Source organism: Desulfobulbaceae bacterium DB1 (assembly GCA_001914235.1).
GTDB lineage: Bacteria > Desulfobacterota > Desulfobulbia > Desulfobulbales > SURF-16 > DB1.
Genome location: MQUF01000011.1, coordinates 25,305 through 37,274, shown reverse-complemented (window position 1 = coordinate 37,274; position 11,970 = coordinate 25,305). Strand labels below are relative to the sequence as shown.

The 11,970-nt window shown below is 54.4% G+C and carries 12 protein-coding genes; 5 read left to right on the top strand and 7 right to left on the bottom strand.

Annotated features, from left to right (window positions below; all coding sequences use genetic code 11):
* Nucleotides 1–39 precede the first annotated feature (39 nt).
* Nucleotides 40–1,047 carry a lytic transglycosylase gene (locus BM485_10810; protein OKY75008.1) on the top strand — a complete coding sequence of 336 codons (1,008 nt, stop codon included), beginning with the start codon at nt 40–42 and terminating at the stop codon, nt 1,045–1,047.
* 31 nt (nt 1,048–1,078) lie between these two features.
* On the opposite strand, the gene BM485_10805 is transcribed toward BM485_10810, so the two are convergent.
* From BM485_10805 to BM485_10790, 4 genes are all read right to left on the bottom strand, one after another.
* Nucleotides 1,079–1,306, bottom strand: coding sequence for a hypothetical protein (locus BM485_10805; GenBank protein ID OKY74924.1), 228 nt, complete (start codon nt 1,304–1,306; stop codon nt 1,079–1,081).
* On the bottom strand, nt 1,303–1,653 hold the full coding sequence (locus tag BM485_10800; GenBank protein ID OKY74923.1) for a hypothetical protein: 351 nt from the start codon (nt 1,651–1,653) through the stop codon (nt 1,303–1,305). The genes BM485_10805 and BM485_10800 overlap by 4 nt, the downstream gene beginning before the upstream one ends.
* Nucleotides 1,654–2,013: 360 nt before the next feature.
* Nucleotides 2,014–4,002 (bottom strand): acetate--CoA ligase, encoded by a 1,989-nt coding sequence (locus BM485_10795; GenBank protein ID OKY74922.1) that lies wholly within the window; start codon nt 4,000–4,002, stop codon nt 2,014–2,016.
* A 112-nt stretch (nt 4,003–4,114) separates the two neighbouring features.
* Entirely contained in the window at nt 4,115–4,414 is a 300-nt protein-coding gene (locus BM485_10790) for a hypothetical protein (protein ID OKY74921.1), read from the bottom strand.
* 31 nt (nt 4,415–4,445) lie between these two features.
* Between BM485_10790 and BM485_10785 the strand changes: the two genes are divergently transcribed.
* From BM485_10785 to BM485_10770, 4 genes are read left to right on the top strand one after another with little or no spacing between them, the layout of a single operon-like run.
* On the top strand, nt 4,446–5,561 hold the full coding sequence (locus tag BM485_10785; GenBank protein OKY74920.1) for a hypothetical protein: 1,116 nt from the start codon (nt 4,446–4,448) through the stop codon (nt 5,559–5,561).
* A gap of 13 nt (nt 5,562–5,574) precedes the next feature.
* Nucleotides 5,575–6,756, top strand: coding sequence for a twitching motility protein (locus BM485_10780; protein OKY74919.1), 1,182 nt, complete (start codon nt 5,575–5,577; stop codon nt 6,754–6,756).
* Between the two features lie 39 nt (nt 6,757–6,795).
* A complete protein-coding gene (locus BM485_10775) occupies nt 6,796–7,521 on the top strand; it encodes a hypothetical protein (protein ID OKY74918.1) in 726 nt (241 codons plus the stop codon).
* A gap of 14 nt (nt 7,522–7,535) precedes the next feature.
* Nucleotides 7,536–7,931 carry a hypothetical protein gene (locus tag BM485_10770; GenBank protein ID OKY74917.1) on the top strand — a complete coding sequence of 132 codons (396 nt, stop codon included), beginning with the start codon at nt 7,536–7,538 and terminating at the stop codon, nt 7,929–7,931.
* 71 nt (nt 7,932–8,002) lie between these two features.
* Here BM485_10770 and BM485_10765 read toward each other — a convergent pair whose 3' ends face one another.
* The 3 genes from BM485_10765 to BM485_10755 are packed head-to-tail and all read right to left on the bottom strand — an operon-like array spanning nt 8,003 to nt 11,633.
* Nucleotides 8,003–10,219, bottom strand: a complete 2,217-nt coding sequence (locus tag BM485_10765) for a hypothetical protein (protein ID OKY74916.1) — start codon at nt 10,217–10,219, stop codon at nt 8,003–8,005.
* Complete coding sequence (locus tag BM485_10760; GenBank protein OKY74915.1) at nt 10,216–10,491, bottom strand: hypothetical protein; 276 nt, start codon at nt 10,489–10,491, stop codon at nt 10,216–10,218. The genes BM485_10765 and BM485_10760 overlap by 4 nt, the downstream gene beginning before the upstream one ends.
* Nucleotides 10,488–11,633: a hypothetical protein gene (locus BM485_10755; protein ID OKY74914.1), complete on the bottom strand. Its 1,146-nt coding sequence runs from the start codon at nt 11,631–11,633 to the stop codon at nt 10,488–10,490. Before BM485_10755 ends, BM485_10760 begins: the two co-directional genes overlap by 4 nt.
* Between the last annotated feature and the right edge of the window lie 337 nt (nt 11,634–11,970).

Genomic DNA, 11,970 nt, shown 5'->3' with positions numbered 1-11,970 from the left:
GGAAAAAGGAGACTTTTGTTGATGATCAGATATCTTTTTATCCTGCTTGTTGTCGTTTTTGCGGCGTTTTCATCCGGGGCTCGGGCGGAGGACGTAACGACGCCCAAGGCTGCCGACCTGGTAAAGGATGGGCAGTCGATAGATCTTGCGTCACCGCGTTACCAGGAGCTGTTCAAGGAACTGCGGGAGAAGCACGATTTCACCCAGTCGGAATTGGACCGCATATTTGCCGGGGTCGCCATCAAGCAAAGGGTGTTGGAGCTCATGGATACCCAATGGGAGGCCAAGCCTTATTATCAATACTTTCCGCGTTTCATTACACCGCAAGTGATAGCCGAGGGACGGGAAAAGTTGGCGGAGAATAAGGAACTGCTTGATAGAGTCGAGGCGGAATTGGGTGTGGCGCGCGAAGTTGTCGTGGCAATCTGGGGGATTGAAACCCGTTTCGGCCGGCACAAGGGCGCTTTCAACCTGTTTCAGACCCTGAACACCATGTTTGACGCCTACCCCCGCCGCAGTAATTTCTATCGAGGCCAGCTGGTCAGCTTTCTTGTCCTGTGCAAGGAAAATAATGTGGACCCTCTTTCCGTAACCGGTTCCTACGGCGGCGCCTTTGGCCAGACCCAATTCATTCCCTCGAGTTTTCGGGAATATGCGGTTGACTTTGACAAGGACGGCAACCGGGACGTGTGGAGTTCCACCCCTGATGTGCTGGCCAGTATTGCCAATTATCTGCAGAAGTTCGGCTGGGTATTCAAGGCGCCCATCTATCATGAAATCGGATCAGATCTGAAGAGCGAGGTGCTGAAGGCCGCTTTCGAAAAGGGCAGAAAGGGATTGGTGCCCGTCGCCGAGGTTGCCCGGATCCAAGGGGTTCATCTGCCCGCTGCGCCGGCAAACAAGGATGTGACCATTGTCGGTCTTGAGCTTGAAGGCGGAGGGATGCGTTACGTGGCGGGCTATCCGAATTTTCAGGCGATTACCGCCTGGAACAATTCAAACCGCTATGCCATGGCCGTAACCGAGCTGGCTGAAAAACTGAAGTAATGCGGTGCGTGCCGCGGGGCGGTCGTCCAGGTTAAAATATCAGCCAGGCGATTGCCGCGGAAAAGATCAGGCAGTAGACAAGTCCCATGAAGTATTGAAGCGGGTTGGAGAAAAGGGTCGGCAGGGTGCCGATTGACAGCATGGCAAAACAGCCGATTGCTGCATGCAGTCGACGGGGATCTCCTTTGACGGCTTTCTTGAACATGCTTTTGATGGAATGCCGTTCATTCATGGGGAGCGCGGGTGAATCGGCCGTCACGGCTGATTCTGCTGTTCGTGAAAGAGCTCGATAAAACGGCGCAGAATATTTTTCCCCTCTTTTTCAATTTCAAAAAATTCCACCCCGGTCCTGAAGGTTTCAGGACCATCCGCATGAGAGTGGATCACCGTGCCCTGAAAGCTGATCAGTTCTTCTTCCAGGGCAATCAGCATCATAAGGGTGCTGCCCGTGCCCATGGCAAAATTCGTCTCAAGAAGGATGCCGCCCTCCGAGACGTTCAGCGTCCTGCCCATGCCTTCATGGGTGACGGAACCTTCTTCATCCTCGCACAGATAGGCCAGATTCAGGGAATCATATCGTGCCTGTTTTCTTCTTTCGCTGGACATAGAGTTCTCTGTTTATAGTTAGGGGAAGGAAGTGAATCTGCCGCTGGTAAAAGCTGCAATGCGTCGTGACTTCTCCTTGTAAACTAGCCAAGGAAGGTTTCCTCTGTCAAGGATAAATCGTGTCCGCCCTTCCGTCGCCAAACAAAACGGGCGCCCTGTGGAGGGCGCCCGTTTCGGCAAAGAGTCTGTTGCGGCCGTTGAACCGGCCAACTTATTTGTTTACGATGATGTAACTATCCAGGTAGATAGGCTGAAGGCTGTAGACTGAAGGAAAAGCGCCTAAAATATGTAATACGACAGTACCGGCAGCCCTATAGCCTTCAGTCTACAGTCTAAACAGCTGGATAGTTACACGATGATTTATTTTTTACCCATGGTCTTGCTGCCGCTGACCAGGTCATCAACAACCGTGGGATCGGCCAAAGTGGAGGTATCTCCGAAGTCGTCCTGTCCGGCCGCAATTTTCCGCAGGATACGGCGCATGATTTTGCCGCTTCTGGTTTTGGGCAGCCCCTGGGAAAACTGAATGATCTCCGGGGTGGCAATCGGACCGATTTCCTTGCGGACATGGGTGCGCAGTGCCTGTCGCAACTCATCGGACGGCTCAAACCCCGACTTCAGGGAAACATAGGAGTAGATGGTCTGGCCCTTGATCGGATGGGGCGCGCCGACAACCGCGGCCTCGGCCACCGCTTCGTGGGCCACCAGGGCGGATTCGATCTCCGCGGTTCCCAGGCGGTGTCCGGAAACGTTGATAACGTCGTCGAGGCGGCCCATGATCCAGTAGTAGCCGTCGGCATCGCGGCGCACACCGTCTTCCGGGTCGTAGATGCCGGGGTAGCGATCAAAGTAGGTTTTCTTGAAGCGTTCCGGGTCGCCGAAGACGCCCCGCAGCATGCCGGGCCATGGCTTTTTCACCACCAGATGGCCGCCTTCATTGACGCCGGCCCGATTCCCTTTTTCATCGTAAATGTCAACATCGATACCCGGCAGGGGCAGGGTGGCGGAGCCGGGTTTCAGCGGCGTGGCGTAGGGCAGCGCCGAAATCATGATGCCGCCTGTTTCGGTCTGCCACCAGGTGTCGACAATGGGCAGCCTGGAGCCGCCGATATGGGCATGATACCACATCCAGGCTTCGGGGTTGATCGGCTCGCCGACGCTGCCCAGCAGACGCAGCGAGGAGAGATCGTATTTCTTGGTCCAGTCAACGCCTTCGCGCATCAGGGCCCGGATGACGGTGGGGGCGGTGTAAAAAATGTTCACCTTGAATTTTTCCACAATCTTCCAGAAACGATCCGGCCCGGGATAGGACGGCACGCCTTCAAACATGACCGAGGTTCCTCCCAGGGCAAGCGGGCCATAGAGGATGTAGCTGTGACCGGTGATCCAGCCGATGTCGGCGGTGCACCAGTAAACGTCGTCGTCCTTGAGGTCGAAAACCCACTGGCAGGTATGGGCTGCATAGGTGATGTAGCCGCCGGTGGTGTGAACCACCCCTTTGGGTTTGCCGGTGCTGCCGCTGGTGTAAAGGATGAAGAGGATGTCTTCGGCGTCCATGCTTTCGGCCGGGCAGTTGTCGGTGAGTTCCGGGGCGCTCATCTCCTCGTGCCACCAGACATCACGGCCCTCCTTCATGCTGACTTCATTCCCGGCCCGTTTGACGATGATGCTGGTTTTGATGCTGTCGCATTCGTCAAGGGCTTCATCGGCATTGGGTTTGAGGGGGATTGTTTTTCCGGCCCGCAGCACGGCGTCGGCCGTGATCAGCACCTTGGCCTCGCAGTCCTGAACGCGGCTGCGCAGGCTGTGGGCGGAAAATCCGGCAAAGACCACGGAATGGATGGCGCCGATCCTGGCGCAGGCCAGCAGGGAGATGGCGAGTTCGGGAATCATCGGCAGGTAAACCGCCACCCGATCACCTTTTTTCACCCCGAATTTCTTTAAGACATTGGCAAAGCGGCACACCTCGCGGTGCAGCATCTGGTAGGTGTAGACCTTGACGTCATTTTCCGGTTCTCCCTGGAAAATGAGCGCGGCCTTGTTGCGGCGGCCGTCAGTCAGGTGGCGGTCAAGGCAGTTGTAGGAAATGTTCAGCTTGCCGCCCTGAAACCATTGGATTTCCGGCTTGTGCAGATCCGCATCGAGCACTTTGTCCCATTTTTTGTCCCAGGTGATAAGCTCTTCGGCCCGGTCAGCCCAGAAGCCGTCCGGGTCTTCCATGGAGCGCTTGTAATGGGCTCGGTATTCATCCATGCTCTTAACGTGGGCGGCTGCCTGGCGGTCGGCCGGGGGGTTGAAGATCCGATCTTCGGTCATTAGGCTTTCAATTTTGCTTTCTTCAGTGCTCATTTTGCCTCCCTGAAAAATATGTTTTGAAATGGAAAAAAATCACCGGTAATCTTACCGAAGGTAAACATACCTAGAAAATGCTTTCCTTGATAACCAATGGACTTGTTCGCGGTCAAGATAAAAAGAAGGTGTTATGCTGTTTTTTCAATTTTTGCCGGTTTTGCGAATGATTTTTAATGTTGAATGACCTTTTGGAGCATGTCAAGCAGAAAATTTTTCGAAAAAAATAATGATTGAAAATAGCAAAAAGAAGGGTGTTTGTGATATATTTTTTTCGTTTATTTTTCACGGGCGGCAAAGGGGGCTGCACTGCACGAATGAGAAGGAAATTGACCACAAAGCCTTTCAGGCCGATAACGCAAGGCTTTTTCGTGCTGTTTCTGTCCGTGCTGTTTGCGGTAGCGCCGCCCAAGCCCGTTCATCCCTGCGATGGCCTGATCCGCATGGAGCGCGATGAGTGGCCCTTTTTGCTCGATGATACAGCCCCGGGCGATCTGCAACAAAGTGTTGACAGAAGCATCGCTTTTCTGAGTAAAATCAAAAAAGATGAACAATTTGTCCTGTGCGGCCGGACATATTCCGCTGCGTATCTTCGCCTCGGCCTTGAAGTCTTTGGGCGGGGACTGGCCCTTGCGGCCGATGAAAAGGAGTTTCAGCGTTTCCTGCTGAATAACTTTATTCTCTGTCGGGCAAAGGGGGGAGATGGGGCCGGCACGATGCTGGTCACCGGTTACTATGAGCCCCTGCTGGCCGGAAGCCTGGAGAAAAAAGCGCCGTATCTGTACCCGTTGTATCGTCGCCCCGCCGATCTTGTTGAAAGAACAAGGGATGACGGCGGAAAAGAAGTCGGTCGCCTTGCTTCCGGCGAATTTATCCCCTATTGGACGAGAAGGGAGATTGAGCAGGGAAATCTGCCGCCGGGCAATGAGATAGTGTATCTGGCTGATCCGGTCGATGTTTTTGTTCTCCAGGTGCAAGGCTCCGGCAAGGTCCGGCTGCCGGACGGCTCCGTCGGAAAAGTGCGGTATGCGGCCAATAACGGCAGGCAATATCGCAGCATCGGCCGCCTGCTGGTTGACAGGGGTGCCATGACCCTGGAAGAGGTCACCCTGCCGAAGATCATCGATTACCTGCATGCTCATCCGGATGAAGTGGAGGAGATTCTGCGCCACAATGACAGGTATATCTTTTTTTCATTGGTGGATGGTGAAAACGACCGCCCGCTGGAAGGGCCTTTGGGTAGCTTTGGGCAGCCGCTCACCGGCGGACGTTCCCTGGCGCTTGATAAAAAATGTTTCCCCGCCCCGCTGGTGGGCTTTTTGGAAACGGAGCTCCCCCGCTTTGATGCGGACGGCAATCTGACCGGATGGCGCGCGACGCATCGGTTTGTCGTCAACCAGGACACCGGCGCCGCCATTCAGGGGCCGGGTCGGGTGGATTTTTTTCTCGGCGGCGATAAATATGCAGAGCAGGCGGCCGGGGTCATGAAGCAGCCCGGCGCGCTCTATTTTTTTCTTTTGAACGACGAAAGAGACTACACGGGGCTCCTCGGAAACTGATACGGAGGTTTGCATGAAACAACCTGAAACGGATTACTGGATTGCCAGTATGCTGGAAACCTATACAAATGTCTCTGATCTCAATATTACGGTGGGAAAACCGTTGCAGGTGGAAACGTCCGGCGTGCTGAGCCCGGTGCGGGTTGCGCCGGATGTGCCGGAAATCACTCCTTTTCAGGCCGAAGTCTTCGCCCTGAATGTGATTGCCGGCAATAAACGTCTGCTCAAGGACCTGGCCACCACCGGCTCATGCGACCTTTCGTACTGGTTGGGAAGAAAGGCCCGTTTCAGGGTCAATGTCTTTTCCCAGAAAAATAATCTCTCCACCGTCCTGAGAAAGCTGCCCACCGAAATTCCAACCATCAAGAGCCTCAATCTGCCGCCGGTCATGAACAAGATGTCCGATGAGCTGAACGGGCTGATTCTGGTTACCGGCGCCACCGGTTCCGGTAAATCAACCACCCTTGCCGCCCTGCTCAACAAGATCAATCATGAACGGGCGGTCCATGTCGTTACCCTCGAAGACCCCATCGAGTTTGTTCATCCCCATCTGCAGGCCACCTTCAACCAGCGGGAACAGGGCAATGACTTTGATACCTTTGCCAATGGGCTTCGTGCCGCCCTGCGTCAGGCTCCCAAGGTTATTCTGGTGGGTGAGATGCGTGACCGGGAAACCATGGAGATCGGCCTGACCGCCTCGGAGACCGGACATCTGGTGCTCAGTACCCTGCATACGGTGGATGCCGGATCGACCATCAACCGCTGTCTCGGCATGTTTGAGCATGATGAACAGCCGCAGATCAGAAACAGGCTGGTGGACACCGTTCGCTGGATTATCTGCCAGCGGCTGCTGCCGAAAGTAGCCGGCGGCCGGGTGGCGGCCTTTGAGGTGATGGGCATGAATTTGCGCATCCGGGAGGTCGTTCTCAACGGCGAATCCGAAGGCAAAACCTTTTACGAGATCATCAGCGACGGCACCGCCATGGGCATGACCACCTTTGATCAGTATATCCTTCAGCTTTATGAAAAAGGCCTGGTCACCGAGGAAACGGCCATGGGGTACTGCTCACGCCGCAGCGCGATGGGTCGCGGTCTTGACCTGATCAAGGCCGCCAAGGGCGAAACAACCACGGGTATAACCGGTTTGTCCATGGAGGAGGAAAAGAAAGGAAAATATGATGCCTTTTCCCGATAATTACCCTGTTAACGGAAGCAGAAGCATACGGAGGAACCGATGATTTCCGCATGCGGTCATTGCGGCAGAGCGCTCAACCTGAACGAGGCGCAGCTGCAGAAAATTGAAAATGCCCTTGCTGCCTTGCCCCCCGGCAAGTCGCTCAAGTTTAATTGCCCTCACTGTCAGAAGCCGATTGAGATGCGGCGTGCCGAGAAGGCGGAACCTGTTGCCCCGGCCCCGGCTTCGACGGCGGCAAAGCCGGTTGCCGCTCAAGGCCGGACCCTTGATCCGCCGGATCCGCCTGATCTCGGCTGGCTGGAAAGGGGGGATCTGGGCAGCGGCGAGGTTATCGAGGACGTGCCGCAGGTGCTCATTCTGGTGCAGGATGAGCAGGTCAAGGCTGATATGGCCCAGTTTTTCGATGACATGGGGTATAAGCCGATTCTGCCGAAGACCGCGGAGGATGCCCTTGAGCGCATGCGCTTTACCAATGTCGCCGCAGTGGTGCTTCATTCGAATTTCGAAGGAACTCTCCAGGGGTCCTCTGTTCATGCCCATATGCAGGGCCTGTCCATGAACAGGCGGCGTTATATTTTTTATGTTCTGGTCGGGCCGGAATTTCATACCTTGTACAATCTTGAGGCCCTGGCAAACAGCGCCAATCTGGTGATTAATGAAAAGGACCTGTCCGCCTTTCCCCTGGTGTTGAAAAAGGGTTTGCGTGATTATGAGGAACTTTTCGGTCCCTATCTTGCCGCCTTGGAAGCAATGGGGAAGAAATAACAAAGGAACAGATGATGGAACTCATAAAATGGAATGCGAAATACAGTGTCGGGGTTGATGAAATAGATGCGCAGCACCAGCAGCTTTTCGCCTTGCTCAATCGGTTTATCGAAAATTTCGGCGGCGAGGAAAAAATGGGGCTGGAAGATGTGCTGGAGGAGATGGTGAACTACATCGACTATCATTTCACCTGCGAGGAGAAATATTTTCAAGCCCATCCCCAATTTGAAGCGCATCGCCGGGAGCATTACGAATTCGTCAGGAAGACCCTGCAGTTGCAGAAAGACTATCGTGAGAAGCGGGTCGACATTACCCGGGATGTCCTGCAATTTCTCGTCGCCTGGTTGAAGAATCATATCCTCGGCGTTGATAAAAAATATTTCGACGATATGAAAACGGTTTCCGCCTGATCACGGCGGATGGATCGGCAACAACTGAAAAACAAGCCCGGAAGGGCACGGAGTCATCCGGGCTTGTTTTGTTATTTTTCCCGCAGGACCCGGCTGACCATGCCGCTTAACTGCTCAATATCGTATGGCTTCGGCACAACGCCTCGAAAACCGTAATTCTTGTAGTCGGCCATGATGGGGTCATTGGCATAGCCGCTGGAAACAATGGCGCGGACCCCGGGGTCGATTTCCCGCAGTTTTGCAAGTGTCTCCTTGCCCCCCATTCCTCCCGGAATGGTCAAATCCATGAGAACGGCATCATAGGGACGTCCTTGGTCGGCCGCCTTTTTGTACCGCTCAATGGTTTCTTTTCCTTCCGCGCTTTCATCAACTTCATAGCCGAGCATCGCGAGCATTTGCACCGCCACGTCGCGAACCATGTCCTCGTCGTCCATCACGAGAATTCTGCCTTTCCCCGGCAGGTTTTTTTCGGTGCTGCTCCGGCTGACCGGCGCTGCCGAATCCGTGGCGGGCAGGTGGATGAAAAAGGTAGAGCCGCCTCCAGGGCAGGATGCAACGGTGATGTGGCCCAGGTGTTTTTTGACGATGGAATAGCAGATGGCGAGGCCCAAACCGTGTCCGGTTTCTTTGGTGGTGAAGTAGGGATCAAAGATTTTATCCAGATACCTGGAATCGATTCCCTCGCCCTCATCATGGATGGCGATCTTGATGTATTTTCCGTTTTTAAGGGGCAGGCCGGTGCCGGGACCAATGACGATATTCTCCGCGCTGATTGTGACGATCCCTCCTTCAGGCATGGCTTGGGCGGCATTGATGACCAGATTCTGAATGACCTGACCAATTTGTCCTTCGTCGATCTCCACATTCCAGAGATCCTCGGCCAGGGAGAACTCGCATTTTATTTTTGAGCCCATGGAGGCGAACCGGGCGCAATCAACCAGCAGCTTGCGGGTGGAGGTGAGCATTGTTACGGGAGAGCCGCCTTTGGCAAAGGTCAGCAGTTGCTGGGTAAGGCTTTTGGCCCTGGATGATGCTTTTTCGGAATCGGAAAGCAGCTGGTAGATTTTTTCATCCGGTGGCGCATATCGTTTCGCCAGGGCCACGTTGCCGAGGATCGAGGTGAGAAGATTGTTGAAATCGTGGGCGATTCCCCCGGCAAGAACACCCAGGGATTCGATCTTCGATGATCGGACAAGTTCCTCCTCCATTTTCTTTTCATGAGTGATGTCGCGGAAAATATAGATGACTCCGGTGGTTTCTTCCTTGTGGCGACGGCGAATGGGAGCGGCGCTGATGGTGATAATAAGTAAATTTCCTTGCCGGTCCTGCAGGACCGCGTTTGAAATTCTTTCCGTTTCGCCCTTTTCCTGAAACGCGGGGCTGAAAAGTTCAAGGCATGATTTCCCGCCCCTCTCGGCAAAGACGGTCAGAATATCGCAGACCTGTTTGCCGGCGGCTTCGCCAAGGCGCCAGCCGGAAAGCTTTTCCGCCACGCGGTTCATCAGGACAACGCGGCCCTCCGTGTCCGTGGCGATAACTCCTTCGGCAATGCTTTCCAGGGTAAGGGAAAGCCGTTCCTTTTCATCCGCCAGGTCGTCCTTGGCGGTCATCAGTTCGGAGATGTCGGTGTAAAGCAGCACCGCCCTGATGATCTCGCCGTTTTTGTCTTTCACCGGGGTGGCGGAGATGTTGTAATGGTGGTCGGAGAGGGTGCAGTGGCTGATGACCGCCGCTCGACCGGATTTTTTCATGGCGTCAAAAACGCAGTCTTTCGATTGGTTGCCTTTGCAGATCAGGTCTTTACATGTTTTTCCAAGCAAGCTCTCGCCGGGGCAGGCGAACATGTCCTGCAGCTTTCGATTGTATGCGAGGATCTGTTTGTTGTCGGCGAGGACCAGGATGCCGCCGCCGACGGATTCGAAGATCGCCCTGGTCTCGTCCATGGAAAGTTCAAGTTTTTCGTTGGTGCGCCGTAAATGGTCGAGAATCTGCGTGAAAGATTCGGCAATGATGCCGATGGGGTCAATGCCGAGCAGCGAATTGTCGTCGAGTTCTTCCGGACGAAGAGGAATGGTGCCGATGACGACAAGGAGCTGATCGATTTTTTTGCGCAGATAGTCGGTCGTCCTGGCATGGATGCCTTGAAGCGCCCGGTTTTCTCGGATAAGGTCGAAAACAAATGCGGCCAGGGGGGCAAGTTCTCCCTGGGCGTCGAACGGCGGCGGCTCGGCCGCATCCGGATTGTTCAGATATTGTCGGGCTGTTGTGAGCAGATCGTTTGTTTTCATTTGTGTGAGCCTGTCGGGGGTATAATGCCGACGCAGATTTCATAAAAATTATCTTTTTTCTCCACCTTGCTCGAATATCCCATGTTCCGGGCGGTGATGGGGATGGTATTGGTCGCTTCCCGGTTGTCGGTTTTAATGCAAAGCCTGGCTGCGCCGCTTTGCAGGGGGGCCCTGTTTTTGTTCATGTGATCCATGGCAACCAGCAGGCAGGCCGGGCACACCTGGCCCCGCATATCGATTTCGATTTTGTTTTGTTCGGTTTTTTCGATCATGGAACATTTCCTGAAGGTGAAACGGACTGGCGCAGGATGACCCGGGATATGATTTTGCCGCCGAACCAGCATCCGGGAACAAGCCCGGCGAGAAAAAGAATGCTTTGCAGGGCCAGAATCGGCAGCCCGCCCATGAGATGCCAGATATTGCATGCCGGCGCCATGCGGGACGCCATTCCCAGCATGATTCCTCCTCCCAGGGCCATGACGTATTGCGCAAACGGCACCTTGACGTGCAGCGAAAACTCATGCAGGAGGAAAGAGGAAAGCATGCTGCCGAATACTATTCCGGCAATGACCGGAAATTGAATGGCCCAGATGGCGTCAAATCGCGGCCCTGCACCGCCCTGGAGGATTGCCCCGGTTGCCGGGTGGGTGACATTGAGGGATAAAAGATGAAAAAAATCAAGCCGGCTGACATGCTCCGGCACAAAAATATTTTCGATCATGGCGGACATTTTGGCATAGGTCGTGGTAATGCCGAGCGGCATCCCCATCAGCAGATAGGACAGCAAACCGACGACAGCCATGACAAGCGCCGTTTTCCACGGCTCAATGTATCCGGCCACCGACCAGGGCCTGTGCCACGGGTTCTGCTTCCGGCTGCGGATCAGGCCGAGGATGGCCGGGACGCTGATTGCAATGATGAGGGGTGTCGGCGCAATTCCGGCAAGCTGGGGGAGGGTCTTGGCCGTGTGCGAAAGGGATGTGGCTTTGGCCAATGAAGACCACCAGGGATGAATTTCCGCGTAAATGCCGCTGCCGACCAGAAGACCGACAAAAGCCGTGAGGCTCAGCATGTTTCCCGCACCCATTTTGTAGAGTGTGCCGACCACGCAACCTCCGGCCAGCACCATGCCGATGCCGAAAAGAAATCCGCCGGCAATATTGGCGAGAGACGGAAAGCCGAGCAGGGGAAAGGGATACAGGGGCAGAAAACCCGAAAGGCGGGCAATCTCAAACATGACCATGGTGACGATGATCTGGAAAAAAAGAACCCGCAGCATGAAGGTGTTGCCGAAGAGCAAGGCGTCACGGAACATGCCGGCGACACAGTAATCGGAACGGTGCATGAAGAATCCGGCGATGAGGCCGAGGAAAAGGCCGGTCGCATGGAGAAGAAAAATATTGTCAGTAATCATGATGATAATCTGCCTGACATTTCCGGGCTTGTTTGTGGTTGGCCAATAAGCCGATTTCCTTATAAAATATCAGAAATATTTTATAAGACAAGAAGAACCGTGCCCTCTTTTTCCCGCTGATCAGCCACGCCGTTAAATAAATGAAGTTTTTGCGGTGTTTTGCCCGGCAGGAAGGGGGCAAGGTGGCGGGAACGGCAACAACGGCATGTGGTGATATTGTCGTGAAAACAACAAGTTATCCCTGCGGCGCGCGCTTTTCCCTTTCGTGGGGCTGTGTGGTCATGAGGCATGGTGGCGGCGAAAGAAATTTTATTTTTTTGTCACTATGACCGGATTG

Bases quoted from the DNA above. Each gene is read 5' to 3' on its own strand.
- BM485_10800 (OKY74923.1), bottom strand. From the start codon at position 1,653: ATGTCCAGCGAAAGAAGAAAACAGGCACGATATGATTCCCTGAATCTG.
- BM485_10795 (OKY74922.1), bottom strand. From the start codon at position 4,002: ATGAGCACTGAAGAAAGCAAAATTGAAAGCCTAATGACCGAAGATCGG.
- BM485_10785 (OKY74920.1), top strand. From the start codon at position 4,446: ATGGAGCGCGATGAGTGGCCCTTTTTGCTCGATGATACAGCCCCGGGC.
- BM485_10780 (OKY74919.1), top strand. From the start codon at position 5,575: ATGAAACAACCTGAAACGGATTACTGGATTGCCAGTATGCTGGAAACC.
- BM485_10775 (OKY74918.1), top strand. From the start codon at position 6,796: ATGATTTCCGCATGCGGTCATTGCGGCAGAGCGCTCAACCTGAACGAG.
- BM485_10770 (OKY74917.1), top strand. From the start codon at position 7,536: ATGGAACTCATAAAATGGAATGCGAAATACAGTGTCGGGGTTGATGAA.
- BM485_10765 (OKY74916.1), bottom strand. From the start codon at position 10,219: ATGAAAACAAACGATCTGCTCACAACAGCCCGACAATATCTGAACAAT.
- BM485_10760 (OKY74915.1), bottom strand. From the start codon at position 10,491: ATGATCGAAAAAACCGAACAAAACAAAATCGAAATCGATATGCGGGGC.
- BM485_10755 (OKY74914.1), bottom strand. From the start codon at position 11,633: ATGATTACTGACAATATTTTTCTTCTCCATGCGACCGGCCTTTTCCTC.